The sequence below is a fragment of the Vreelandella aquamarina genome (assembly GCF_020075495.1).
Classification (GTDB): domain Bacteria; phylum Pseudomonadota; class Gammaproteobacteria; order Pseudomonadales; family Halomonadaceae; genus Vreelandella; species Vreelandella aquamarina_A.
This window is the reverse complement of sequence record NZ_JABYQT010000008.1, coordinates 118,152-141,684: the sequence shown is the minus strand read 5'-3', so window position 1 is coordinate 141,684 and position 23,533 is coordinate 118,152. Positions and strand designations below refer to the sequence as shown.

Genomic DNA, 23,533 nt, shown 5'->3' with positions numbered 1-23,533 from the left:
GAACGCCACTCGAACACAGGCGAAGCCGAGCAAACGATGACTTCAAAAGACGAACTACTGGCCGCCATCGCCTGGGCAGCGTCCAAGGGCTGGACGCCCGCCACCGGCGGCAACTTCTCCGCCCGGGTGCCGGAAGGCTACCTCGTCACGGCCTCGGGCCGCGACAAGACCCGCATCCAGGCCGATGACCTGCTGCTTTGCGACCTTGACGGCCAGGTGCTTGAAGGCAGCGGCAAGCCGAGCGCGGAGAGTGACCTGCACGCCGCGCTCTACCGGCTGGACGGCCAGATCGGCTGCGTACTGCATACCCACACCGTGGCCAGCACCGTGCTTTCGCGCCGCTTCCCTGACGGCATTGCACTGAACGGCTTTGAAATGCAGAAAGCCCTTCAGGGCAACACCACCCACGATGCCACCGTCTGCCTGCCGGTAGTGCCCAACGCCCAGGATATGGACGAGCTGGCCGCCCACGTGCGCGCCGCCTGGCCCATGCCCTGGGGCTTTCTGGTGGCCGGCCACGGCATTTACGCCGTAGGCGCTACCGTCGCCGAGTGCCGCCGCCATCTGGAGGCAATCGAATTTTTACTTGCCTGCGTTCTCGAAGAGAGTCGGTGGTCCCAATGATGAAGAATCCAGACCTTGCTGATGCCAACATTCGCGCCGTCGTCACCGATATCGAAGGCACCACCACCGATATCCGCTTCGTGCATGACGTGCTGTTCCCTTACGCTCACGATCAGCTCCCCGAGTATGTGAACACTCACTCGGCCCAGACGGAGGTGGCCGAGCAGATCGATGCGGTGCGCCGCGACCTCGATGCCCCCGACGCCTCGCTGGACAAGGTCATCGAGACGCTTCTGTACTGGATCGAGACTGACCAGAAGAAAACCTCGCTCAAGGCACTGCAGGGCATGATGTGGGCGGACGGCTACCAGCGCGGGGCGTTCCAGGGCCATCTTTATGCAGACGTGGCGCCGCGCCTTCGCCAGTGGGCGAACGCGGGCAAGAAGCTCTACGTCTACTCCTCGGGCTCCGTCCAGGCGCAGAAGCTGCTGTTTGGCCACAGCACCGAGGGTGACCTGACGCCGCTGTTCAGCGGCTACTTCGACACCCATGTCGGCCACAAGCGCGAAACGGATGCCTACCGCCATATCACCGCCGAGCTTGGCTTGCCCGCCGCATCCATCCTGTTTCTCTCCGATGTGGTAGAGGAGCTGGACGCTGCCAGCCAGGCCGGCATGCAGACGCTGCAGCTGGTACGTGAAGGCACCCAGGCGGGCACCGAGCACGCCACTGTGGCAAGCTTTGATGAGATCGACCTTTAAGGACAACGCTTCAACCGAGGAGAGCGCCCATGTCACAACTCAAAGTATTTGCCGACCAGGACCCGAACACCGCCTTGATCGACACCACCGATAGCGAGCAGATCAAGACCGAGCTCAATCGCGTGGGCGTGCTGTTCGAGCGCTGGGCCACGCCCGGCGAAATCAGTGATGGTGCCACTCAGGACGATATTCTGGCGCTCTACCAGGACGACATCGAGCGCTTGAAAGCCCAGGGCGGCTACCAGACGGTTGACGTGCTGCACATGGTACCCACGCATCCTGAAAAGGACGCCATGCGCCAGAAGTTCCTGAACGAGCACCGCCACCTTGAAGACGAAGTGCGCTTTTTCGTGAAGGGTCAGGGGCTTTTCTGCCTGCATATCGAGGACAAGGTGTATCAGGTGCTGTGCACCCGCAATGACCTGATCAGCGTGCCGGCCAATACGCCACACTGGTTCGATATGGGGCCCGCGCCTGAATTTACCGCGCTGCGCTTTTTCGACAACGTGGAAGGCTGGGTGCCCCACTGGACCGAGAGCGATATTGCCGGCAAATTCGATCGGATAGATCAGCTTTAAATAACCTGAGGTGCTTAAGGCGCAGCGGATTATGCATCCGCTGCGCCTGGCGTCTGCTCAAGATCATTATTCGTTACATCTTATTCACCTACCTCAAGCGCATCTTGCCGGTTGTGTGTTTTGGCCAGCTCTATCAACGCCGCCATATCTGAATACGCCCGCGGATTGACCACCAATTCTTCGCCCATCAACAAGTTGCGCGCTTCAAGCCGTGCCCGAAGTGCGGTGTCCTCGATCTCCTCGAAATCCGCGTTGTGGGCCAGCGACAGCACTCGGCGGTGCATCTCGATGCCACAAAACGCCAACGCATCCTCGCGAATTTCCTCGAGCAGCGCATCGCAGGCCGCCTCGCTTTCGTGGCCCTGCTCTTCGAACAGCGCTTTCGGAAACAGGAGGCCGGTGCGCTCGGTTTGCCACAGGTGGCGGAACTCGGCGTCAAAGCTTGTAAAGCATGCCTCGATCACCTCGAGTATCCACGCTTGATACGCAGCCAGGTCAGCGTCAGAGCGGTGGGCTGGCTGGCTGAAATAGGCCATCAGGAAGTTGGCTACGGCCATGCCCAGATCGAACGCCATGGGACCGTACTGGGAGAACTCCGGGTCGATCACCCGAACGCTGTTGTCAGTGGCCATGATCGAGCCGGAGTGCAGATCGCCGTGCAGCATGGTTTCGGCATTGGCGGTGAACTTCAGGAGCATGCGCTGGGCACGAACCTTCAATGCCACATTGCTGCGCAGCCGCTCCACCACCGGGGTAAGCGCCGGCGTGTGGTGGTTCATCTCGGCATTGAAATAGGGGTCGGTGAATACCAGTGATTCAGTGATCGCGGGAATTGCCACGTTGCCGGAGAAAAGCCCGACGTCCTGTTTCTTCTCGGGGCTTGGCAGGGAAAGCCCCGAGCCGCGGAACGCGGTGCGCGCGCAGAACCTGCCCAGGGTTTCGCCCAGCTGCGCCACCCGCTCGCCGCGGATCAGCTTGCGGCGCAGAATGATATGCGGGTGCAGGTACTCCATCACGATCAGCGCCTGCGCCTTGTCGAAGTGGTAGACCTCGGGGGCGATCCCTGGGTCGCGCCGGGCCTGGCGCACCAGCGCGTAGTACTCGAAGTGGGCGCGATAAAGCGGCAACGGCCAGCTTTCCCCGACCATGCGCACATAAGGCAATGCCTGCTTGACCACCACGCTCCCGACGCTGCCCGTGACGATGAATACCAGGTTCAGGTTGCCGTCGCCCACTTCGCGCACGTCCCAGCCCGCCGGGTCGCCGCCGACCCGGCGGGTAACAGCCTGCACATCACCCAGGCGCTTGCTCAGGCTATCGACACTCAGCGCTTCATAGCGCGTGGTTTCTTCGCGGTATTCCTGCGGCACAGCGTGCTCCTTGGCAGTTTTTTTGCGTATTTGCGCTTACTGCCAGGCCAATGTCAAATGAGAGCGGTACTCTCACCGGCCACTCTGGTGCGGGCGCGGCCATCGCACTTCAAGCACTCTGGCAAGGCACAACCGGAAACAACCCGCTCGAGAACGGCGTAACGCACCAACAAGGCCTACGCTTTTAACGCGTGCCGTGATCGTCGGCCCCTTATACCGGGACACGATAGAGAGCGGCGCGCGGTTCACCACCACACCTTGACATGGGAGCAAGCAATGCAGCGCCAACAGGACACCAAGACACGCGAATGGACCTTCACCTTCGGCCATGAAGAGCTGGTGGTTCATCGCCGCTACGAAGTACTCAGCATGCTCAACGACTTTCTTCTGGGACTGTGGTTTAGCGTGGGCAGCGTTTGCTTTTTCTTCGAGGGCGGGGTGAGAGACGCAGGTGTCTGGCTTTTCTTGCTGGGCAGCGTTCAGTTGCTGGTTCGTCCCGCCATTCGGCTGCACCGCTATATACGCTTCAAGCACCTGCCCGATGCCAACCAGGATAACTGACGCCGATCAGGGCCAGAGGCCCGTGCTGCCCTGACACTGCTTCTTGAAGGAGGCCGGTCACGTCAACAACGCTGGCGATTGACCCCGTGCCGCAGGCGCAGACGACCTCGCAGCCGGCGCGCCAGCACGTCGACGCCGATATTGATCAGCGCGGTGATCAATATCAGCACCATGGCGCGATCGAAGCGGATCTCCTGAATGGCGGTGTCGACGTAGAAACCCAGCGTGGCGATGCCCAGAATGCCGAGAATCGCCGTCTCGCGCAGGATGATTTCCCAGCGGTAGAACAAAAGCGCCAGAAACGGCCCGTAAAGTCGCGGCACCAGTTCAAACGTGTAACGGTTCACGCCCCGCGGCGCATCCTGGCGCAGCAGGATTTCGTTGCTGCGCCGGCCAATCAGGTGGGCGATGATGCCGCCGTTGTGCAGCGCCAGCGCCACCACCGCCGGCAGCATCGACGGCCCCCAGAGCTGCAGCAGAATGAACGCCAGCATGTACTCCGGCGTCGAGCGCATCACCACCAGCACTACGTGGCCCAGCACGCCGCCGGGGCGGTTCGTAAAGTGGCGCGAAATCAGAGGGAAAAGCAGCAGCGCCAGCGCCCCGGTGGCCACCAGCGCGAGCTGGGTGAGCAGCAGCGTATTCCAGATGCCCGGCAGCGCCTGGTTGACAAAAAGCTGGGCAAACCACTCCCAGAGCCCTTCCAGCCCTTCGCCCCTTTTGAGCGGGGTGGGCACGATGTCCTCGGTGAAAAACCGCGTCACGTTCGACCACATGATGGGCAGCCCCGTGCCCAGCAAAAACGGCGCGACCAGCAGATAAAACGGCAGAACCTTCGGGCGTACCCACCACCGGAGCGTGCCGATCAGCACGTAGAACGTGAGCAGCAGCGCCCCGACCGTCGCGTAGTGGCCCTGGGCAAACGCCGCCATCAGGTGGTAGCCGATGGTCGGCATGCCGACGAAACCCAGCACCGCGCTGGAGCGCAGCCCGCACTCCAGCCGGTACGCCGTATAGCTCACCAGGTGCGGCCAGGCCTGGCTTACGCGGGCGTAGACGAGTCTCGAGAGCCGCCCGGCGCGGCGCGGCAGCACCACCGCCGGCAGCGGGTCGGTTTCATCGAGAATCTCGGCGTACACCTTGGCAAATATCCCCGCGTAGGGAATGGCGATGGCCAGCACCCCGGTCACCGGGTGCAGGCCAAAACTCTGCAGAAAGATCAACGCCCAGAAGAGTTCGTGAATGGCGCGGATGAAGGCACTGAAGGTGCGCACCCACCAGTGGTGAAACAAAAGCGCGAGCCCCATACCGGCAAGCGCGCCCACCCCCACGCCCACGAAGGCGAACGCCACGGTGCGCAAGAGCGCCTCGCCCAGCGAATCGACGCTGGTGAAATCCGGCTGGAGCAGCCCGAGAAAGAGCTGGCCGAGCGAGCGCCAGGGGTCGTGGGCGCTGATCTCGAAATCGCCCAGCAGCAGGCACGCGAGCGCCAGCAGGATGAACCCGAGCGTGACGCGGGTCGTGGCGCGAAACGGCATCAGTAAAGGTCCTGAAGCGAGGCGCTATCGAGCGTGTTACTCGGCGCGTCGAGCACCACGGCGCCATCCCTGAGCCCGACGATGCGCGTACAAAAGCCAAGCGCCAAATCGAGGTCGTGCATCGCCAGCACCGAGCGTGGATAGCCCTGGGTCAGCTTGCCCATGAGCGAACTCGCCTGGGGGCCGTCGAGCGCCGAGACCGGCTCGTCGGCGAGCAGAAGCGCCCCTTGCTGATAGAGCACCCGCGCCGCCGCCACCCGCTGGCGCTGGCCGCCGGAGAGCTCGCCGCAGGGCGTCCAGCGCTTCTCGCCGATGCCCACCTCGTCGAGCAGCGCCGCTATTTCATCGACGTCGCGCCGGAAGGGCCTTGCCAGGGTGGCCAGGTTACGCCACCACCGGTGGCGGTCGAGCCGGCCCATGTAGACGTTGTGAAATACCGAGAGCGTATCGACGAGCCCCAGCGCCTGGGGCATCAGCGCCACCGGCTGCGCTTGCCAGCGGTCATACATCAGCGAGAGCAGCGTGGACTTGCCCGCCCCGCTCTTGCCGATCAGCGCCACGTGCTCGCCGGGCTCGATGCCCATCGACAGCGGCCCGAGCACGCGGGTCGCGCCGTAGTGCGCCTCGGCATCCTGTAAAACGAAATCGCTCACCCTTACAGCAGGTCCAGCGAGACCGCCACGTCGTGAATCGGCTCGAAATCCTCGTTGGAGGCGGGAATGAAGCCCGAGCGCGGGAAGCTCGCCAGCAGTTCCGGGTCGTCCATATCGAGAAGCGCCTGCTGCAGGCGTTCGGTGAAGCCCTCGCCGAAACGCTCGTCCACGTCGCCGCGCACGGTCCAGTGATAATCCGGGTAGGTCGGCGACTCCCAGACGATCTGCACCTGCTCCGGGTCGACGTTGCCCTGCTCCACCTCGTTCTCCCAGGCGGTGTAGCTCAGCACACCGGCCTGATACGCGCCGGACTGCACCAGCGACACAGTGCGGCTGTGGTTGCCGCTGTAGCCCACCCGCGAGAAGAGCTCATTCGGCGACTCGCCCAAATCGCGGGTCAGAAAGTACTCCGGCATCAGCCGCCCGGAGGTCGAGCTTTGCGAGCCGAAGGTGAAGGTCAGCCCCTTGAGCGCCTCGGGCGCGGTGTCGGACTCGACCGGCTCGATCCCGGTGGACGCGTTGGCGATGAAGTAGCTCTTGTACTCCGGGTCCTCGACGCCCTGGGCAATCGCCTGGGAGCCCGGCACCAGCTCGCGGGCCTGCACGCCGGTGAAACCGCCAAACCAGGCCAGCTGCACCTGGTTGTTGCGAAACGCGGTGACCGAAGCGGCGTAGGAGGTGACCGGAATGAAGCGCACGTCGACGTCGAGTTCTTCCGCAAGGTAGTCGGCGACGGACTGAAAACGCTGCTGCAGGCGGGTTTCGTCCTCGTCGGGAATGGCGGTGAACACGAGCGTATCGGCGGCGGCCAGCGGCGAGGCAAGCGCTAACAGTACGGCCGCACGGGCCAGCAACGGTTGGCGAGACATGAGAGCATCCTTATCAGAACGGGAAAAAACCGGCGCCAAAAACGCCGAAGCAAACCTCGTGGCAGCATAGCAGTTTACGGGCCGAAAGCCCCTACTTCTTCGCGCCGGGCGGTTTCGCGCCCGGCGGTTTTTAACGCAGCCTTTCCAATCAAACGCGCGACAGCGACTCGACGAAGCCGGCGGGGCTCGAATAGAGCGCGTCCGCCTTGAGCGGCTGCAGTGCGCCCGCCTTCTCCACCAGCAAGCTCGGCACGCCGCGCAGCGAGAAGCGCTGCATCAGCGTCTGCGCCTGCACGACGCGGCGCTCACAGGCGCTGCGCAGCGTTTCGTCGTCGGCTTTCAGAAGTGAAGCGGCCTCGAAAAGCGCCAGCGCGTCCAAAAGCTCGACCAGCGTGGCCCGGTCGGTCACGTCGCGTCCCTCGGCGTAGCGGGCGCGCTGGAAGGCCTCGAGCGCGGCGAACTCGCGCTCGGCAGCGGTGAGGTGTACGGCGGTGAGCGCACGCGTGGCCGGGGCGCTGTCGAAGCGCTGCTCGCGGCTTTCGAGCACACCGCGGCGGTAGGCCTCGGTGAAGGGCTGACCGGTCAGCGCGGCGATGCGCTGGTCGTTCTCCCAGGCGTAGGCGGCGAACGCCTCGTCCATCGCCCGGCCACCCGAGCCGGCGAAGAGCCCGGTGGGCATCGGTTCGAGGGTGATCGCGTTTGAGGCAGCGGCAGCCGCCAGCGCGGGGGCTGCGCCGTAGCACCAGCCGCACAGCGGGTCGAACAGGTAGACGAGTCGGGTCATGGGCTTCTCCTTCAAGGCGGTTCTCGCCAACGTCACGGCGCCAAGCGTAAGCCTTCTGCGCTGATAAAGACACTCCCGGACGCTTGATGGCGGGGCTGTCACGAGACTGAAAGATTTCCCGTTCAAGCTGGGCGGCGCTTATCTCTGGAGATGCCTCGATGCTCAAACGCCCGCTTGCTACCGCCATCGCCCTTTCTGCGCTTTCGCTGTCCGCTACCGCGGCCGCCGAGACGCTCACGCTCTACACCAGCCAGCCCCAGAGCGACGCCCAGCAGACCGTCGATGCGTTCATGGAGGCCCACCCGGAGATCGAGGTGGAGTGGGTGCGCGACGGCACCACGCGTCTGATGACGCGGCTTCGCTCGGAGCTTTCCGCCGGGGTGAGTAACCCGGACGTGCTGCTGATCGCCGACAGCATGACCATGGAGTCACTCAAGCGCGACGGCCACCTGCAGGCGTATGAAAGCGCCGAACGCGAGGCTTTCGAGCCGGAGACCTTCGACCCGCAGGGCTACTACTACGGCACCAAGCTGATCACTACCGGCATCGTCTACAACACCGGCGCCGAGGCGCGCCCGACGCGCTGGCAGGACCTGCTCGAACCCGAGTACGAAGGGCTCGTGACCATGCCGAGCCCGCTCTACTCCGGGGCGGCGTTGATCCACATGGCGGCGATCACGGAAAACCCCGAACTGGCCGAAGATTATTACGAGCGGCTTCGCGATAACCGCGTCGAGGCGCAAAGCGGCAACGGTGGCGTATTCAACGCGGTGGCCGCGGGTACCAAGGCCTACGGCATCGTGGTGGACTTTCTGCCCATCCGCGAAGCCGCCAAGGGCTCGCCGGTCGAATTCGTCTTCCCCGAGGAGGGCGTGAGTGCGGTCACCGAGCCGGTGGCGATCATGGAAGGCGCCCAAAACGTCGACGCCGCCCGCAAGTTCGTCGATTTCGTGCTATCACAAGCGGGCCAGGAACTGGTCAGCCGTCAGGGCTACCTGCCCGCCCGGGGGGGCGTCGCCGCCCCGGAAGGCTTCCCCGAGCGCGAGTCCATCGAGCTGATGCCCGTCGATATCAATCAGGCTCTCGATCAGGAAGAGGCCCTGAAAGCGCGCTTTAGCGAGCTGTTTGGCGGCTGATGCTGGCGTTGAAATCCGGCGCTGGCGGCCAGTCGCGCTGGCTGCTGACGCTTTTGACCGCCGCGGTGGTGCTGCTGAGCCTGGTGCCGAGCGTGCGGCTACTCATCGAGGCGCTGAGCGATCTTGCCCAGGGGGCGAACGCGCCGCTCTGGCGGGTGCTCAGCGCCGCCTCGACCTGGCGGGCGCTGTGGCACAGCGTCTACACCTCCGGGCTTGGCATGCTGATCGCGCTGGTGCTCGGCAGCCTGTTTGCGTTCGTCATCACCCTGACCGACATTCGCGCCAAAGCGGCGCTGGTGTTCTGCTTCATGCTGCCGATGATGATTCCGCCTCAGGTGACCGCGCTTGCCTGGCTGCAGCTCTTCGGCCCGGCCAGCCCGATTCTCAAGAGTCTTGGCATCGCCCCCGCCCTTGGCAGCCCGCAGCCGCTCTACTCCGCCGAGGGCATTGCGCTTTTGCTCGGCATTCAGGCCGCGCCGCTGGTGTTTCTGGCGCTGCGCACTTCGCTTTTATCGCTGCCCCGGGAGCTGGTGGAGGCCGCGCGCATCAGCGGCGCCCGCCAGTCCCAGGTGTGGGGGCACATCGTGCTGCCGGTCACTCGAAGCGGGCTGATCGCCGGTGCTGCCATGGCGTTCATCTCGAGCCTCGGCAACTTCGGCATTCCCGCCATGCTGGGCATTCCCGCCGGTTATTACGTGCTGCCCACGCTGATCTATCAGCGCATGGCGAGCTTCGGCACCGGGGTGCTGCCGGAAATGGCGGCGCTGTCGGTGCTGATCGGCGCGGTGGCGCTCGCGGGCGTGGCGCTCCAGCAGCGGCTGATGGGGCGCAGCCGCTTCGGGCTGACCGGCCACAGCGGCCGCGCCCACGACTTCTCGCTCGGGCGCTTCAAGCTGCCGGTCACGATGCTCCTGGTGGGCGTGCTGCTGGTGATTCTCGTCGCGCCGCTGGCCGCACTCATCGTGAGTTCACTGGTGCCCGCCATGGGCGTGCCGCTCGATGCGACCACGGCAACGCTTGGGGCCTACGTCGAGATACTCAGCCGCCAGGGCGCTACCTGGCGGGCGGTGAGCAACAGCGTGACGCTCGCCGGCGGCGCCTCGCTCTTGTTGATGGCGGCGAGCCTGCCGCTGGCCTACCGGCTCCAGCGACTGCCGCCCAGGCTGCAAAGCCTCAGCTTGAGCGCGGTGGAGCTGCCTTACGCGCTGCCCGGCGTGGTGCTCGCCATCGCCTGCATTCTGCTGTTCGTGCGCCCGGTTCCGATCATCGACGTGGCGCTTTACGGCACGCTCGGGCTCATTTTCATCGCCTATCTGGCGCGCTTTCTGGTGGTGTGCCTGAAGCCGGTAGCGGCGAGCCTTGGCCAGCTCGATGCCTCGCTCGAAGAGGCCGCGCAGCTCGCCGGCGCCGGGCCCTGGAAGCGCCTTGGCACCATCGTGCTGCCGCTGGTGGCGCCTGCGCTGTTTGCCGGCGGGCTGTTGGTGTTTCTGCTCGCGGTGAACGAGCTCACCGTCTCGGCGCTTTTGTGGAGCGCGGGTAATGAGACCCTGGGCGTGCTCATTTTCAATCTGGATGAGGGCGGCGAAAGCGTGCTGGCCTCGGCGGTGTCCGTGCTGGTGGTCGCGATGGTCGCCACACTGATGCTCCTGCTGAGCGTTCTGGCACCGCGCCTGCCCAGGGGAGTCGTTCCGTGGCAAAACTGAGTATCGAGGCGGTCAGCAAGTACTTCGACGAGCACGCCGCCGTCGATGAGCTGTCGCTTGCCGTCGAGCCCGGCGAGTTCGTGGCCCTGCTGGGCCCGAGCGGCTGCGGCAAGACCACCATGCTTCGCATGCTGGCAGGCTTCGAGCCGCTCACCCGCGGCGAGATTCGCCTGGGCGGCGAGCTTCTGGCAAGCCCGACCCACCACCTGCCGCCCGAGCAGCGACACATGGCGATGGTGTTTCAATCCTACGCGCTGTGGCCGCACATGAGCGTGGCGGATAACGTCGGCTACCCCTTGAAGCTCAAGAAGGTGCGTGGCGAGGCGTACCGCAAACGCGTCGAGCAGGCGCTGTCGCTGGTGGCGCTCGAGAAGTACGCCAGCCGCACGCCCCAGGACTTGAGCGGCGGCCAGCGTCAGCGCGTGGCACTGGCGCGGTGTCTGGTCAATGAGCCAGCGGTAGTGCTGCTCGACGAGCCGCTGGCGAATCTCGATCGCCACCTGCGCGCCGCCATGGAGCAGAGCTTTCATGAGTTTCACCGCCGCACCGAGGCCACCATGGTGTACGTGACCCACGATCAGGGTGAGGCCATGGCGTTGGCGGATCGTATCGCCGTGATGCGTGATGGCAGGCTCGTTCAGTGGGCCACGCCACAAACGCTTTACCGCGAGCCGAAAAGCCAGTGGGTGGCAAGCTTCATCGGCCAGGGCAGCCAGCTGATGATCGCCGCGGGCGAGCCTGGCAGGCGTCTTTCCGAGGCCGAGCTGATGCAGGGCCTGGCGGGCACCGAGCGCACCCAGGCGGTGCTGATCCGCCCGGAGCACGTTCGCGTGGCGTCCACCACCCCGAGCGACCGGGACCTCGTCGCTCGGGTCGAGCATCAGGTGTTTCGTGGCGAACGCTTCGAGCTGCATCTGCGCCTGCCAGGCGGCGAAGCGCTGCTGGCCTACCACCCGCAGGCGCTAACGCCGGGCCAGCAGGTAGCGCTCACGCTGACCCAGGGGTGGTGTCTGGAAAGCGACTAGCGCGCCCGCTTTTCGAGCCGCTTCGCGGCGCGCTCACGGGTCGCCTTCCTTTCGGGGTGCTTCATGGCACCCCACCGGCTGATCTCTTCCATGTTGCGCCCGCAGCCCACGCAGAGTTCGCCTTCGAGCCGGCAGACGCCGATACAGGGACTTTCGATCTTCCGAGCCATGAGGGGCGCCTTGAGTGTAAAAGCGCGATCCTACCGATACTTCTGCCACGCCAGCAAGGCGATGGGTAAAAGCGATACCGGCAGAAGCCACGCATTCAGCGCCGCCCAGCCGAGCGTACTGGTCAGCGGCCCCGCCGCCAGCGCCGACAGCGCCACGGCGCCGAACACCAGAAACTCGTTGGCCGCCTGCACCCGCGCCTTCTCATCAGGCCGGCAGGCGGCCGCCAGCAGCCCGGTGGCGGGCAGAAAGGTGAAGTTCCAACCCAAGCCCAGCAGCACCAGCGCCAGGTTGAAGCCGGCAACGCTCAGCGAAAGCTGCGCGGCCAGCGTGCTCGCCACTAAAAGCCCACAGCCGGCGACGATCATCGCTTTGGCGCCGACGCGCGCGCTCAGGTACCCGGTGAAAAACGACGGCGCGAACATCGCCACCACGTGCCACTGAATGGTCATCGCCACGTGGTCGAAGCCGTGGCCGGCGTGGCTCATGGCCAGGGGCGTGGCCGTCATCACCAGGTTCATCACCGCGTAGCCCACCATCGCCGAGACGACCGCGACGATGAAGGCCGGCTGGCGCAGAATCTCACCCAGCGCTCGCTTGTCGCCCGGCGGCGGTTCGACGAACGCTACCGGCATCCGGGTAACGAGCAGCAGACAAAGTGCGATCACATAAAGCGCGGCCAGCCCCGCAAAGCTTGCCAGAAACGGCGTCTCGACAAGCTCGCGGCTGAACCGGGCAAGCCAGGGGCCGACAAAGGCGGCCAGCAAGCCACCCCCCATGACCAGCCCGAGCGCACGCTCGCGGTAGCGCTCGGCGGCGGCCTCCAGCGCGGCGAAGCGGTAGAGCTGACCAAAGCCGATGCCGACCCCGATCAGAAAGGTCGCGAGCAGAAAAAGCGGAAAGCGGCCCAGGGTGAGCGCAGCCATGGCCACCCCCGCGCCCGAAAGCCCGATCAGATTGCCCAGCACGAAGCCGCGCTTGCGCCCGAGCCGTCCCATGATGAGCGAGGCGGGAATGGTCGCGCACATCAAGCCCAGCCACTGGCTCGCCACCGGCGCGGTGGCAAGCGTAGGACCGGGAGCGAGCGCGGCCCCCACCAACGGCGAGACGGCGATGAGCAGGATGTTGCCGCTGACCAGCAGCGCCTGACAAAGCGAGAGTAATGACACCGTTAACGGCATGGGGGCTCCTTGAAGAATCAAGCGCTGGCGGTAAAGGGAAGGTGAAACGTCATGATAGCGCTGAAACTGGCGGCGCAGTTGCCGCTTGCCATCAATAGCGCCCGACAGGTTGGCAAGGACATGGCTAGCCTGCCTGGCCGGCCGGGGCCTCCATGCGCCGTACGCTGGAAACAAAGTCGCTGAAGCGCTCGCCCTGAATCAGTACGTGATCGCATAGCGCCTGCTGGGCAAGGGCTGCATCGCCCTTGGCAATGGCCTCGACGATGACGTGATGCTCGTTGAGCGAGTTGTGCATTCGCTGGCGCACCTGCAGTTGCAGGCGGCGGTAGGGCTTCAGGCGCTGCTTCAACTGACGTGCTTCACTGGCCAGAAAGGTGTTGTGGCTGGCGGTGTAGATGCAGTCGTGAAAGGTTTCGTTTTCGTAGTAATACACGTCGGTATCGCCGGCCAGCGCCGCTGCTTCGCAGCGCTCGTGAGCGACACGCAATGCGGCAAGCTCCGGCTCGCTGATACGTCGAGCCGCCAGCCGGCCGCACATGCCCTCAAGCTCGGCCATGACCTCGAACATCTCGATCAACTGGTCGATACCCACCTTGGCGACAAAGGTGCCCTTCTTTGGCGAGACGGTAATCAAGCCACTGGCGACCAGTTGCTGGAAAGCTTCGCGTACCGGTGTGCGCGAGACGTTGAACGCGCGGCCCAACGCGTCTGGATCCAGCCGCTCACCCGGTAGTCGCCGCCCGTTGATGATATCGTCTTCCAGGCAGTCACGTAGCTGCTGCGCGTTGGAACGTTTGGTGCTTGCCATGCTTTCCTCTACGTTGAATGGTGCCGCCCGACGCTTGTTGCACAGGAAATCGGCATCTGCTTATTTACCGACTCCGAAATATATATCACATACACTGATATACAAATATAGCCCCGGGAAACACACATTGATGGCAGCATAAGAGAGGAGCAGGCGCTGATACCTGACCGCCTTGCCGTTGTTGCTGAAGTGCTCGTCAACTCGTCACATGGCTCGTCACATGGCCTGGTCGTCGTCAGACGGCATCTTGGCGAGCTGATGCCCCTACCTGTTTCTTGAGTTCATCATGCGCCGCTTGAGCGTGGCGCTTTTCGGCATCGCTGCCCAGGGAGTCGATATTGGCCTCGACGTTGAGCAGCACACTACGCAGGGCTGCCACAAGCAGCTCGCATCCGGCCTGGGCGTCGCTGGCAAACTGCCGCTCGCTGTACTCGCCCGCCCGCTCGCCCAGGGCAAGGGCCTCGCGGCAGAGCCTTGCCGTGGTGAGCGGTACGTCCACCGCCGTGGCGGCGGCTTGCTGAATGGCGCGACGCCGGGCGTTTTCTTCATGCTCGTTGCCATGGGGCATCTGAAAGGCCTCCATCAACCCTTCAAAGGCGGCAATATCCTTGTCGGCCAGGGGGGCGAGCTGCGCTTTCAGGCGTTCGCCTTCGTCAATCAGTACACGCCGGGCCTCGCTTGTCTCATGCTGCTGGCTCAGGTGCACCCCCTTGAGCATCAATGCCATTCCTAGAGCAGCGGTCACGCTGGCCGCCGCTCCGCACCCGGGCATGGGCCGATGGGCGAGCGAGTCGCGAAAATGGTCAAGTCTTTGCTCCCAGACGGGGGAGTGTTCTTTAGCATCCTGCATGGTGTTGCTCCTTCCTTGGATCCTGACGTTGGAATCGAACTCCTGACCGCCCCTTGGGTCCTAGAGTAACCCGATATACTTGCCCCTCGTTTTCACTTTTTGAAACATGATGCGCTCAGTATGGTTCATCAGGTACTTCCACGCGCTATTGCGTTGCCATGGTCGCGACGTGGTAGCTTGATGGATATCGTAGCGGCCCCGGGCCTTGATGAACGCCTTTTATCCGGGCACTTGCTGGCCGAAATGGCAATGAGTTGCACTTCGCTAGAAGGTTATTCGGCGTTGATGCTAAAATGAACTTCACTTTGCATAAGGAGTTTGCTGCTTTGACGACTTCCAATGACACCGGCGCCCTGTCTGCCGCCGAGCTGTATCGTCTTGTTACCGAAGCCACCGCTCAACCAGAATCCAGCGAGCTTGAGTGGCCGGATGCCAATCTCAGCCTGGACGAAGCCAACCAGACCCTGATCTGGGAACTTCACGATTACGGCAACCTGACGCTGACCCTGTCGCGCAGCGATCAGGAGTGGGTTGCCATGACCGCGATTGCCGCGGTGGAGAGTGTCACCAACCCAACCGAACTCAACGAGGTACTGCTGCGCCAGGGTCTCGCGCTGCCGCTGGCCTCCATCGGCATCGTCACGATCGACGGGCGTGACTTCTACGTGGCCTACGGTCAGCTGTTCGGCGATTCGAAACTGGCGTCCATCTGCGCCGAGTTGCATGCAACGGCTAGTGCCGCCATGGAAGTCGCCGGTCTGATTCAGGAACACTTCTCTTAATATTCGCCTTTTCAGGAGCATTCCCATGTTAAGTAAAATCATGACGGCCTTACGCGGTAAAGCCAACGAAACCGGCCAGGCAGTCGTCGATTCACAGGCGCTGCGCATCCTGGATCAGGAAATTCGTGATTCCGAGAATCACCTCAAGCAGTCCAAGACCGAACTGGCTCGTCTGATGGGCCAGCGTCAGCTGAACAGCAACAAGGCCGACACCCTGGAAGGCAAGATCAGCGAGCTCGAGCAGAGCGCTGAAGCGGCGCTTGATAAAGGCGAGGAAGCACTTGCCGTGGAAGTCGCCGAGCGTATGGTGTCCGTGCAGGACGAACTCGACGCCGAGCGCAACATCGTCAGCGAATACGATGCCAGCATCGAGAACCTGCGCGGCGCCATTCGCAACACCGAAAACCAGTTGCGCCAGCTCAAGCAGCAGGTAAGCGTGGTCAAGGCGACTGAATCCGCCCAGAAGGCACAATCCGCCGTGGCGGCGCGCCACTCCGGCCAGAACAGCGCCATGGGCAGCGCCATGGAGTCGCTTGAACGCATCCGCGAGCGTCAGCAGCTCAACTCCGCCCAGATGCAGGCCGCCGAACAGATGGCCGCCGAAGAGAGTGGCTCGTCGCTCGATGCGCGCCTGAAAGCCGCCGGTATCGGTGCCAAGGAGCGCAAGGCCGAGGACGTGCTGGCTCGCCTGAAAGCCAAGAAGAACCCGCCGCAAGCGTAGCTAAAGTAGCGCCCGCCCCAGTGGCGGGCCTGTTCTCAAGGAGCGAGCAGTGCCTATTTTCGTACGTCTGTTAAAGGCGCTTCAGGCCTCCACCATCAGCGTCAGCTGGACCTTTCTGTTCTTGATGGTCATCGGGCATTCGGCGCTCTCCTGGGGCTTCATGTCCTATGCCGGTGAAGAGGTAGCAAGCTCTCTCAGGCTGTGGCTGTACTTTTATGTCACCACGACCACCACCGTAGGCTATGGTGATTTCAGCCCTCAAACACCGCTTGGCCAGTGGGCAGCCACGCTCTGGGTCATCCCTGGCGGCATCATCTTGTTTGCGGCATTTATCGGCAAGGCCACGGCGAATATCAGCTCAACATGGAGAACGCTGGTGCAGGGAAATGCGAACTACGCGGGCCTTACCGGCCATACGCTCGTGATTGGCTGGCACGGCGAGCCCACCGCCAACATCATCCGTATCCTTCAGGCAGACCCTAACCTTCCGGATGATATCGTCCTGTGCGTGGCGGCGGATATCGACAATCCCTTGCCGGGCAGCATCAAGTTCGTCAAGGGTGAGAGCTTTTCAGATGCCGAGCTGTTGAACCGGGCGGGCATCAAGGGCGCCAGCCGTATCATCATCTACGACAAGGTGGACGAACGCGTCGCCACCATTGCGCTGTCGGTATACGACCAGAAGTCGCCGGAATGCCATATGGTCGCCCACTGCGACAACCCCTCGACCGCCAGCATGCTGCGGCGTACGCTGCCGGGCATCGAATGTACCCAGGGGCTATCGATCGAGATGCTGGTGCGCTCGGCAACCGATGCGGGTATCAGCCGAGTGGTCAATGAGCTGCTGGCAATCGGCCAGGGGGCGACCCAGTTTCAGGCCTGCCTGCCCGCCACGCTGCCTGCCGGGCAGAGCGTGCGCTACGGCGACCTGATGGCCAAGGCCAAGGTGGATAACAACGTGACCCTGCTGGGTGTCTGGCGACCGGCAAGCGATGAGCATCAGTTGCTGAACCCGCCTGCGGATTTTGCCGTGACGGCAGGCGATACCCTCTACTACATGGGCGATCAGCGCCTGAGCGATAGTGAGCTCGTTGCCCTGTTCCAATCTGCTCTCGGGAGAGATAACTGATGTTCAAGACCTTGAAAAGCCTGTTCGGCGCTCCAGAAACCGCCAAGCAGGCCGAGAGTTCAGCCACCTTCAGCGCGGGCCTGCCCATCGGCATGACGCCGGAGGACTTCGAAGGACTGCGCCTGGATGGCCGTGTCAGGGTCAAGCTTGCCGAGCTGAGCGCGTTTCCGGACATCCTGTTTGGCTGGTCGAGTGAGCCCTACCACCACATTGCGGCGGTGGGCCATGTGGATCTGGGTCAGGGCGCTCATCTGGTGCGCTTCTACCTGGATAACGACACTTGGCTGCAGGCCAATGTCGAAAACCAGCAGGTGATCGAGTACAAGCTGTTCGATTTCTATCGTGTGACGCACCTGTCGGATGGCGAATTCGACGCGTTGATCAACGCCGACGATAAAAAGGCCGGCCAGTTGGGCGCTCAGACGATTTCCGTGGAAGCCACCGACGCCACGGGGCGCGAGTGCCAGTACCGGCGCGTGTGGGGCGATGAGGCAAGCCTATGGTCGCCGCCGGTGCTGCTCGAAGAGCAGGTGATGACCACGGAAAGTGTCATGACCCGCAGCGTCACCCATCATGCCATGCTCTACGAGCGTCAGATCGATGGCGCCGAGCGCATGGAGTACGTGCTGCTGAATGCCGAAAATGATGGCGAAGGCGGCTTCATGCTGGTGCAGAACCTGGGCGTGGATGTCACCTCGATAGACATTGATGCCATCTAAACGGCGCCAACCATCTACACTGTTTATTCTCAACCAAGGAAGAACCTACCCATGCAGTATCTACAAGGCCTCCCCCACTTTCTGGGCTACCTGATCGGCGCGCTCGTGCTTTTTGTGGCATTCATGTACTGCTACAGCCGGATCACGCCCCACCACGAGTGGACGCTAATTCGTGAAGGTAACGCCGCAGCCGCTACCGCCTATGCAGGCTCGATTCTCGGCTTCACCCTGCCGCTTTACAGCGCCATGGCGAACTCGGTGAGCTTCATCGATTTCATCCTGTGGGGCATCATCGCGTTTGGCGTTCAGCTCGCTACCTTCTTCGGTTTGAAGATGGTGCTGAAGAATCAAGGGGAAAGCCTTTCACTGCACATTACCGAAGGCCATATGGCGTACGGCATTCTGGTCGGCAGCGTATCGATTGCAGTAGGCCTGATCAACGCAGCCTCCATGACGTGGTAAGGAGTGTATCCATGGCAAATCACGATCAGACACCGCACCTCCCCCGCCGCAAGCGCAGCGCCCGCCTGTCGCTGGCAATGATGGGCGCCAGCGCATTCGGCCTGACCGCCTGCGGTCAGCCGGAGCAGACCACCGACGTCAGTTTCGATAGTCCGCGCAGCTACCAGAGCGTCGAGGAGTGCGTGGCAGCAGACGTGTACACCCAGAGCGCCTGCGAAGAAGCCTATGAGGCATCGATCAAGGAAGTGCCACGCTTTGATACCCTCGAAGCCTGTGAAGCCGAACATGGCGAAGGGGCCTGCGTCGCTCCGACCCAGGAGCAGTCCCAGGCGGCCACCGGCAGCAGCAGTGGCAGCTGGTTCATGCCCGCCATGATGGGCTATATGGTAGGCAACATGATGTCGCGCTCGAGTGGCGGCGCCACCAGCCGTGGCGTCTACCAGGAGCCGGTATACCGTAACCGCCAAAACCAAGGTAACTGGAACACCGCCACCAATCAGGCCAGCCAGCGCGTCAACCAACGCCAGCAGACCATGCGCACGTCGGCGGCGCAGAACCGTCAGGCGGCTACTCAGCGCAGCGGGTTCGGCTCACGCTCCTCTGCCCGCGGCGGCTGGGGTTCGTGATCAGCACGGGATACCTGAATGCTTAGAATCGATGTGGCCGAGCGCCCCAACTGGAAAACCCTGGCTCATGAGCTGGGGTTTCATTTTCATACCATCGATGGCGAGCCCTACTGGAAGGAGAGCGCCTACTACCAGTTCACGCTCGAACAGGTAGAGCGGGATATCGAAGCGCCTACCGAAGAGCTTCATGAGATGTGCATGGAACTCGTCGACCGGGTCTGCCACTCCAATGCGCTGATGCAGCGCCTGGCACTTCCGGAGTTCATGTGGGACACCATTCACGACTCATGGGTATCCGGCCAGCCGCATCTTTACGGACGCATGGATTTCGCCTATTCGGGGCAAGGTCACGCCAAGCTGCTCGAACTCAACTACGACACTCCCACGTCGCTTTACGAGGCGGGCTTCTTCCAGTGGGTATGGCTCGAGCAGGCCATTGCCCAGGGCACGCTTCCGCGCCATGCGGACCAGTACAATTCCATTCAGGAACGCCTGATCAATGCCATGGCGCATATCGGCGACCGCCTCGAGGAGCGCACGCTTCACTTCGCCTGCATCAAGGACAATGTCGAAGAGCGCGCCACCGTGCACTACCTGCAGGACGTGGCCGTACAGGCAGGGCTTGTCGCTCCCTTTGTGTTCATGGAGGATATCGGCTATCAAAAAGGCCGTGACGTCTTCGTCGATCTGGATAATCAGCCCATTCGGGCGCTGTTCAAGCTCTACCCCTGGGAGGAGCTGGCTGAGGATGCCTTTGGCGAGCGGATACCGCAGCTGTCGACTCACTGGTTCGAGCCGCCCTGGAAAGCGATTCTTTCCAACAAGGGCATCCTGCCGCTGCTCTGGGAGCACTTCAAGGGCCACCCCAATCTACTGCCTGCCTACTTCGAAGAGAGAAATCCCGCACTGCTGCCCCCCGGCTGGGTGCGCAAGCCGTTCTTCTCCCGCGAAGGCAGCAACATCGAGCTACTGACGCCCGATGGCCAGCGCGAAGCGGTAGATGGCCCCTATACCGACAGCCCGTGGATTCGTCAGGCTTACCAGCCGATGCCCCGGTTTGGCGAACACCATGCGCTGATCGGCAGTTGGGTAGTGGGAGATCGCGCCTGCGGCATTGGCGTGCGCGAAGACGTGGGACGAATCACCAAGGACTCATCCTGCTTCGTGCCTCACGCCATCGTCTGAATGCATGCAGCCGCCAAAAGCGACATGGTGTATCAGGCCGCGCTGGCGCCCTCTTCAGGCACGAACTGCCCCGGGCGTTCGAACAGCGCCTGCATGGCGTCGGCAAGGGGCGCTTTCGGCAGCGGGTCAAGCTCGAAATGGCGTGCCCCGACCCAGTGAAGCGGCTCAGCCAGCGCCACTTCTCTAGGCACGCCATTGGCGGGCAGTTGAAGCAGCACGTCATCGCTTTCGGTCGGGTGCCAGTGCGTCAACAGCTCGAAGGGCGCCTCGTGAGAGGTGCGCACGGCCAGCATGCCGGTGCTGGGCGTGCCATAAAGCTCGACCACTCGCGCCACCCCGTTGGCCAACAGTGCGTGGCAGGTCGGGGCATCCAGCGGCTCGGTGCTCACGGCGGTGATATTGGCGGGAAGCGCGGGCAAGCGCTCGGCCAGCTGGCGCCAGCGGTCGCTGCTGGTCACCACCATATCGCCTGCATTCAATTCCCAGAGCGCGTTGGCGTGATCAAACAGCGAGCGTGTCTTGAAACCGGCTTCCTGGGGCAGCAGGGCCCCCAGCATGAAACCGGACACGGTTTGCAGCGGCAGCCAGCTGACCAGGGTGCGATTGGCAATCGGGGGTGTATCCAGCAGCGCCTTGAGCGTGTTCACCTCTTGCATCAAGGTGTCGGCTTCATGCACCTGCGGGCGCTGAAGTTGATGGCTGAAAGCCCCGGTGGAGATCGTATCGAACAGATGAAGGCGACGAACCGAGGCGCGTTCGCTCAGCGCAACGGCCCACTCCTCCAGCGTGATGGAAGCATCGGTGAGCAGCCCGGCATCCGGCAGGTCGAAGACATGCTGAACGGCGTTGATCAGCCCGCTACGCTCTGGCGTGCCTGCCGAAGGCAGCATGTCCGTATGGGCAGGGCAATGGCGTGAGGCGATATCGCGCAGCACGTTTAACAGTGCATCCGAGGTGAGCGGCAGCATGCTACTTCCTTAGCAAATCTTGATTTCCATTGGTGCTGAGATTACGTCCCTGTATCACTTTTGTCAAAAAATCACGCCCGGCTCAAAAAACCACGCATGAATTAATTTTTGTTTAATTTCATTGCGTTAATAATTATAAAAAACACACATGCATGGAATTAACAATAATTAATATAATTTTGTTGGAAAACTGTACAAATTCGACTTAAAAAGGCTTCGCCCGGCCAAGACAAATACTGGACAGCGCCCTCAAAAATCGATGAAATCGCTTTTCTAGCCCACATCCTTTCGCCACCTGGCGGTAAACTGCGGCCTTTACAGCCTTGACGGGTACAGGTCGACCAGGAGCAACCTTGATAATGACCGCACACTGGAAATCCCTGCCCTTACGGTTAAGGCTTTTCATCTCCTTCGGGACGGTACTGGCCCTGTCCATGCTGCTTGCCCTCTACCTGCAGTCACGCTCGTTCAGCCAGGCGCGCTTGAACATACTCCTCAATGAAGAGCTGCCTTCCCAGGTGGAGGGCCTGGCCAGGCATATCGATCTCGAACTGAGTCCTGCACTGGCGCTTTCGAACAGCCTGGCCAACAACTACTTTATCGAACAGTGGGCTCGCGACGGTTTCCCCGATGAAGAGCGGCCCGAGATCGAGACGTACCTGGCGCGCATGATGGCCCAGCTGGATACCGAGCTTCTGTTTATTGCCGCACAGTATCAAGGCCTTGGTTACTACTTCCAGTACCGTGACGGCGAGCTACTGCAACGTTTGATCGAGCCGGTCGGCGGCGCCGACGACTGGTATTACGAGTTCACGGATAACGACGCAGCCTACGAGCTCAATCTCGACAACGACACGTTCTCCACCCAGGAGTCCTTCGTCTTTCTGAACTTCCGCAGCTCGGGAAATGCCACCAATGGCCGCCCGCTGCTGGTGGCGGGAACAGGGCTCGACCTATCCCACATGGGGAATGTGATCGAAGAGTTTCGCCTGGGTCAGACCGGTCGGGCGACGCTCTTGAGCGCGCAGGGCGAGCCACTGCTTCGCAGCGGTGGCAATGACCTCAAGATGCTGAGCAGCCAAACGCTTCAGGCGCTTTCCCAAGACGCCAGTACGCCCAGCGTGAATGAAGCCCAGCGTGACGGCGATGTCTTTCTGGTCAGCACCCTCTGGCTGCCGGAGCTTCAGCGCTATCTGATGGTGGAGGTCAACCGGGAAGAGTATTTGAGCCTGTCGCGTGAGCGGTTTGCCACCTCGACCGGGGTCGGTCTCTTGATACTGCTGGCCGGCCTGATTCTGCTTTATCCACTCACCGGGCGCCTGATTCGCCCCCTCATTCACTTTCAGCGCCAACTGCAGAGCATTACCCATAGCCTGGACCTTAGCCGTCGGGTGGAAACCGATGATCGTGCGGAGCTGGGTGACCTTGCCAGCCAGACCAATGCGTTACTGGAGCGCCTGTCACGGGCGATTCTGGCCGTATCCGCTAACGCCCAGGCGCTGACGCGTGTCGCCGACCAGTTGGCCCAGACAGCCGGGCTTTCCGGCGTTCATGGCGGCGACATCAGCCATGAAGCCAACCAGACCATGGCCGCCGCGGTGGAGGAAATGGCCTCATCGGTGGCCGAGATTACCTCGACCATGGAAGAGCTCTCGACTTCCTCGACCCAGATTGCCGACCATTCGCAGTCAGTGGTAGACGTGGCCAACCAGACTCTCGAGCGCAGTCGCAAAGGCAGTACCGCCATGCAGCTTCTGCAGTCCAAGATGCAGGATATCCGCAGCGACAGCGAACAGAGCCTTGCGGAAATCGTCGCGCTGGGCACCAAGTCCAAGCAGATCAACAAGGTCATGGAGCTGATCAACACCCTGGCCGCCCAGACCAAGCTGATCGCGTTCAACGCCGCCCTCGAAGCCTCGAGTGCCGGCGAGTCCGGCCGCCGGTTCTCGGTGGTGGCAAGCGAAATCCGCCGCCTGGCTGACAGCGTGACCGACTCCACCCAGGAAATCGAGGGCCATACCGAAGATATCCAGAACGCCATCAATCGCCTGGTGGTCGCCTCTGAAAAAGGCGCCTCCTCCATCGAGCAGGGCGTCGAGGTCAGCATCAGTACCGCTCAGGACCTGGATGCCGTGCTCAAGGCGGCCAGCCAGACCAGCAGCGCTGCGCAACAGATATCGCTTTCCACCCAGCAGCAGAAAACCGCCAGCAATCAGGTCGTGATCGCGCTGCGTGATATCGACACGGCAAGTGCGCGCAACGCCCAGTCGGTGCGCAGCATTACCGAGATCAGTCAGGAAATGATCAACATGTCGGCCGAACTCAACTCGCTGGTTCAGGAGTTCACTCTGGCACAGCAGGATACCGCGCAGCCGCGCCATCCATGAGGAGG

25 protein-coding genes are annotated in these 23,533 nt (G+C 62.6%); 15 read left to right on the top strand and 10 right to left on the bottom strand.

What is annotated here, in order from left to right; all coding sequences use genetic code 11:
• The first annotated feature begins 36 nt into the window (after positions 1 to 36).
• From HW452_RS13430 to HW452_RS13420, 3 genes are read left to right on the top strand one after another with little or no spacing between them, the layout of a single operon-like run.
• Entirely contained in the window at positions 37 to 624 is a 588-nt protein-coding gene (locus tag HW452_RS13430) for a methylthioribulose 1-phosphate dehydratase (RefSeq protein WP_224106624.1), read from the top strand.
• Positions 621 to 1,325, top strand: coding sequence for an acireductone synthase (gene mtnC / locus HW452_RS13425; RefSeq protein WP_224106623.1), 705 nt, complete (start codon positions 621 to 623; stop codon positions 1,323 to 1,325). Before HW452_RS13430 ends, mtnC begins: the two co-directional genes overlap by 4 nt.
• Positions 1,326 to 1,354: 29 nt before the next feature.
• A complete protein-coding gene (locus tag HW452_RS13420; protein ID WP_224106622.1) occupies positions 1,355 to 1,903 on the top strand; it encodes a 1,2-dihydroxy-3-keto-5-methylthiopentene dioxygenase in 549 nt (182 codons plus the stop codon).
• 80 nt (positions 1,904 to 1,983) lie between these two features.
• Here the strand turns inward: HW452_RS13420 and mtnK are convergent, their stop codons facing one another.
• Positions 1,984 to 3,273 carry an S-methyl-5-thioribose kinase gene (gene mtnK, locus HW452_RS13415; protein WP_224106621.1) on the bottom strand — a complete coding sequence of 430 codons (1,290 nt, stop codon included), beginning with the start codon at positions 3,271 to 3,273 and terminating at the stop codon, positions 1,984 to 1,986.
• A 276-nt stretch (positions 3,274 to 3,549) separates the two neighbouring features.
• Between mtnK and HW452_RS13410 the strand changes: the two genes are divergently transcribed.
• Positions 3,550 to 3,834: a YrhK family protein gene (locus HW452_RS13410; protein ID WP_224106620.1), complete on the top strand. Its 285-nt coding sequence runs from the start codon at positions 3,550 to 3,552 to the stop codon at positions 3,832 to 3,834.
• A gap of 62 nt (positions 3,835 to 3,896) precedes the next feature.
• On the opposite strand, the gene HW452_RS13405 is transcribed toward HW452_RS13410, so the two are convergent.
• The 4 genes from HW452_RS13405 to HW452_RS13390 form a co-directional block, all read right to left on the bottom strand.
• Positions 3,897 to 5,372, bottom strand: a complete 1,476-nt coding sequence (locus HW452_RS13405; RefSeq protein WP_224106619.1) for a PhnE/PtxC family ABC transporter permease — start codon at positions 5,370 to 5,372, stop codon at positions 3,897 to 3,899.
• Positions 5,372 to 6,025, bottom strand: coding sequence for an ATP-binding cassette domain-containing protein (locus HW452_RS13400; protein ID WP_224106618.1), 654 nt, complete (start codon positions 6,023 to 6,025; stop codon positions 5,372 to 5,374). Before HW452_RS13400 ends, HW452_RS13405 begins: the two co-directional genes overlap by 1 nt.
• A gap of 2 nt (positions 6,026 to 6,027) precedes the next feature.
• Entirely contained in the window at positions 6,028 to 6,894 is an 867-nt protein-coding gene (locus tag HW452_RS13395) for a putative selenate ABC transporter substrate-binding protein (protein WP_224106617.1), read from the bottom strand.
• 148 nt (positions 6,895 to 7,042) lie between these two features.
• Positions 7,043 to 7,678, bottom strand: coding sequence for a DsbA family protein (locus HW452_RS13390; RefSeq protein ID WP_224106616.1), 636 nt, complete (start codon positions 7,676 to 7,678; stop codon positions 7,043 to 7,045).
• Between the two features lie 158 nt (positions 7,679 to 7,836).
• Between HW452_RS13390 and HW452_RS13385 the strand changes: the two genes are divergently transcribed.
• Genes HW452_RS13385 through HW452_RS13375 form a run of 3 tightly spaced genes read left to right on the top strand, consistent with a single transcriptional unit; the run spans position 7,837 to position 11,542 of the window.
• Positions 7,837 to 8,814: an ABC transporter substrate-binding protein gene (locus HW452_RS13385; protein WP_224106615.1), complete on the top strand. Its 978-nt coding sequence runs from the start codon at positions 7,837 to 7,839 to the stop codon at positions 8,812 to 8,814.
• Positions 8,814 to 10,517 (top strand): ABC transporter permease, encoded by a 1,704-nt coding sequence (locus tag HW452_RS13380; protein ID WP_224106614.1) that lies wholly within the window; start codon positions 8,814 to 8,816, stop codon positions 10,515 to 10,517. Before HW452_RS13385 ends, HW452_RS13380 begins: the two co-directional genes overlap by 1 nt.
• Positions 10,505 to 11,542 (top strand): ABC transporter ATP-binding protein, encoded by a 1,038-nt coding sequence (locus tag HW452_RS13375; RefSeq protein WP_224106613.1) that lies wholly within the window; start codon positions 10,505 to 10,507, stop codon positions 11,540 to 11,542. Before HW452_RS13380 ends, HW452_RS13375 begins: the two co-directional genes overlap by 13 nt.
• Here the strand turns inward: HW452_RS13375 and HW452_RS13370 are convergent.
• The 4 genes from HW452_RS13370 to HW452_RS13355 form a co-directional block, all read right to left on the bottom strand.
• The gene (locus tag HW452_RS13370) at positions 11,539 to 11,712 is read right to left on the bottom strand and encodes a DUF1289 domain-containing protein (protein ID WP_224106612.1); all 174 of its coding nucleotides are present in this window, start codon (positions 11,710 to 11,712) and stop codon (positions 11,539 to 11,541) included. The genes HW452_RS13375 and HW452_RS13370 overlap by 4 nt on opposite strands.
• 30 nt (positions 11,713 to 11,742) lie before the next feature.
• Complete coding sequence (locus tag HW452_RS13365; protein WP_224106611.1) at positions 11,743 to 13,065, bottom strand: MFS transporter; 1,323 nt, start codon at positions 13,063 to 13,065, stop codon at positions 11,743 to 11,745.
• Entirely contained in the window at positions 13,016 to 13,699 is a 684-nt protein-coding gene (locus HW452_RS13360; RefSeq protein WP_224106610.1) for a GntR family transcriptional regulator, read from the bottom strand. Before HW452_RS13360 ends, HW452_RS13365 begins: the two co-directional genes overlap by 50 nt.
• A 235-nt stretch (positions 13,700 to 13,934) precedes the next feature.
• Positions 13,935 to 14,549: a cyclodeaminase/cyclohydrolase family protein gene (locus HW452_RS13355; RefSeq protein WP_224106609.1), complete on the bottom strand. Its 615-nt coding sequence runs from the start codon at positions 14,547 to 14,549 to the stop codon at positions 13,935 to 13,937.
• A 326-nt stretch (positions 14,550 to 14,875) separates the two neighbouring features.
• Between HW452_RS13355 and HW452_RS13350 the strand changes: the two genes are divergently transcribed.
• From HW452_RS13350 to HW452_RS13320, 7 genes are read left to right on the top strand one after another with little or no spacing between them, the layout of a single operon-like run.
• Positions 14,876 to 15,331 (top strand): DUF2170 family protein, encoded by a 456-nt coding sequence (locus HW452_RS13350; protein ID WP_224106608.1) that lies wholly within the window; start codon positions 14,876 to 14,878, stop codon positions 15,329 to 15,331.
• 25 nt (positions 15,332 to 15,356) lie between these two features.
• On the top strand, positions 15,357 to 16,052 hold the full coding sequence (locus tag HW452_RS13345; RefSeq protein WP_224106607.1) for a PspA/IM30 family protein: 696 nt from the start codon (positions 15,357 to 15,359) through the stop codon (positions 16,050 to 16,052).
• A 49-nt stretch (positions 16,053 to 16,101) separates the two neighbouring features.
• On the top strand, positions 16,102 to 17,181 hold the full coding sequence (locus HW452_RS13340; protein ID WP_224106606.1) for an ion channel: 1,080 nt from the start codon (positions 16,102 to 16,104) through the stop codon (positions 17,179 to 17,181).
• Positions 17,181 to 17,900 (top strand): DUF2491 family protein, encoded by a 720-nt coding sequence (locus HW452_RS13335; protein ID WP_224106605.1) that lies wholly within the window; start codon positions 17,181 to 17,183, stop codon positions 17,898 to 17,900. The genes HW452_RS13340 and HW452_RS13335 overlap by 1 nt, the downstream gene beginning before the upstream one ends.
• Before the next feature lie 51 nt (positions 17,901 to 17,951).
• Complete coding sequence (locus tag HW452_RS13330) at positions 17,952 to 18,362, top strand: DUF350 domain-containing protein (protein ID WP_224106604.1); 411 nt, start codon at positions 17,952 to 17,954, stop codon at positions 18,360 to 18,362.
• Between the two features lie 11 nt (positions 18,363 to 18,373).
• On the top strand, positions 18,374 to 18,988 hold the full coding sequence (locus HW452_RS13325; RefSeq protein ID WP_224106603.1) for a DUF1190 domain-containing protein: 615 nt from the start codon (positions 18,374 to 18,376) through the stop codon (positions 18,986 to 18,988).
• 18 nt (positions 18,989 to 19,006) lie between these two features.
• Positions 19,007 to 20,173, top strand: a complete 1,167-nt coding sequence (locus HW452_RS13320) for a glutathionylspermidine synthase family protein (protein WP_224106602.1) — start codon at positions 19,007 to 19,009, stop codon at positions 20,171 to 20,173.
• A gap of 32 nt (positions 20,174 to 20,205) precedes the next feature.
• On the opposite strand, the gene HW452_RS13315 is transcribed toward HW452_RS13320, so the two are convergent.
• The gene (locus HW452_RS13315) at positions 20,206 to 21,141 is read right to left on the bottom strand and encodes a hypothetical protein (RefSeq protein ID WP_224106601.1); all 936 of its coding nucleotides are present in this window, start codon (positions 21,139 to 21,141) and stop codon (positions 20,206 to 20,208) included.
• 359 nt (positions 21,142 to 21,500) lie between these two features.
• Between HW452_RS13315 and HW452_RS13310 the strand changes: the two genes are divergently transcribed.
• On the top strand, positions 21,501 to 23,528 hold the full coding sequence (locus HW452_RS13310) for a methyl-accepting chemotaxis protein (protein ID WP_224106600.1): 2,028 nt from the start codon (positions 21,501 to 21,503) through the stop codon (positions 23,526 to 23,528).
• The last annotated feature ends 5 nt before the right edge of the window (positions 23,529 to 23,533 follow it).

Excerpts from the sequence above, each read along its gene's own strand:
- HW452_RS13370 (WP_224106612.1), bottom strand. The coding sequence starts at position 11,712 with ATGGCTCGGAAGATCGAAAGTCCCTGTATCGGCGTCTGCCGGCTCGAA.
- HW452_RS13355 (WP_224106609.1), bottom strand. The coding sequence starts at position 14,549 with ATGCAGGATGCTAAAGAACACTCCCCCGTCTGGGAGCAAAGACTTGAC.
- HW452_RS13335 (WP_224106605.1), top strand. The coding sequence starts at position 17,181 with ATGTTCAAGACCTTGAAAAGCCTGTTCGGCGCTCCAGAAACCGCCAAG.
- HW452_RS13385 (WP_224106615.1), top strand. The coding sequence starts at position 7,837 with ATGCTCAAACGCCCGCTTGCTACCGCCATCGCCCTTTCTGCGCTTTCG.
- HW452_RS13405 (WP_224106619.1), bottom strand. The coding sequence starts at position 5,372 with ATGCCGTTTCGCGCCACGACCCGCGTCACGCTCGGGTTCATCCTGCTG.
- HW452_RS13310 (WP_224106600.1), top strand. The coding sequence starts at position 21,501 with ATGACCGCACACTGGAAATCCCTGCCCTTACGGTTAAGGCTTTTCATC.
- HW452_RS13430 (WP_224106624.1), top strand. The coding sequence starts at position 37 with ATGACTTCAAAAGACGAACTACTGGCCGCCATCGCCTGGGCAGCGTCC.
- HW452_RS13380 (WP_224106614.1), top strand. The coding sequence starts at position 8,814 with ATGCTGGCGTTGAAATCCGGCGCTGGCGGCCAGTCGCGCTGGCTGCTG.
- HW452_RS13315 (WP_224106601.1), bottom strand. The coding sequence starts at position 21,141 with ATGCTGCCGCTCACCTCGGATGCACTGTTAAACGTGCTGCGCGATATC.
- HW452_RS13330 (WP_224106604.1), top strand. The coding sequence starts at position 17,952 with ATGCAGTATCTACAAGGCCTCCCCCACTTTCTGGGCTACCTGATCGGC.
- HW452_RS13320 (WP_224106602.1), top strand. The coding sequence starts at position 19,007 with ATGCTTAGAATCGATGTGGCCGAGCGCCCCAACTGGAAAACCCTGGCT.
- HW452_RS13325 (WP_224106603.1), top strand. The coding sequence starts at position 18,374 with ATGGCAAATCACGATCAGACACCGCACCTCCCCCGCCGCAAGCGCAGC.
- mtnC (WP_224106623.1), top strand. The coding sequence starts at position 621 with ATGATGAAGAATCCAGACCTTGCTGATGCCAACATTCGCGCCGTCGTC.
- HW452_RS13410 (WP_224106620.1), top strand. The coding sequence starts at position 3,550 with ATGCAGCGCCAACAGGACACCAAGACACGCGAATGGACCTTCACCTTC.
- HW452_RS13420 (WP_224106622.1), top strand. The coding sequence starts at position 1,355 with ATGTCACAACTCAAAGTATTTGCCGACCAGGACCCGAACACCGCCTTG.
- HW452_RS13395 (WP_224106617.1), bottom strand. The coding sequence starts at position 6,894 with ATGTCTCGCCAACCGTTGCTGGCCCGTGCGGCCGTACTGTTAGCGCTT.
- HW452_RS13345 (WP_224106607.1), top strand. The coding sequence starts at position 15,357 with ATGTTAAGTAAAATCATGACGGCCTTACGCGGTAAAGCCAACGAAACC.
- HW452_RS13360 (WP_224106610.1), bottom strand. The coding sequence starts at position 13,699 with ATGGCAAGCACCAAACGTTCCAACGCGCAGCAGCTACGTGACTGCCTG.
- HW452_RS13390 (WP_224106616.1), bottom strand. The coding sequence starts at position 7,678 with ATGACCCGACTCGTCTACCTGTTCGACCCGCTGTGCGGCTGGTGCTAC.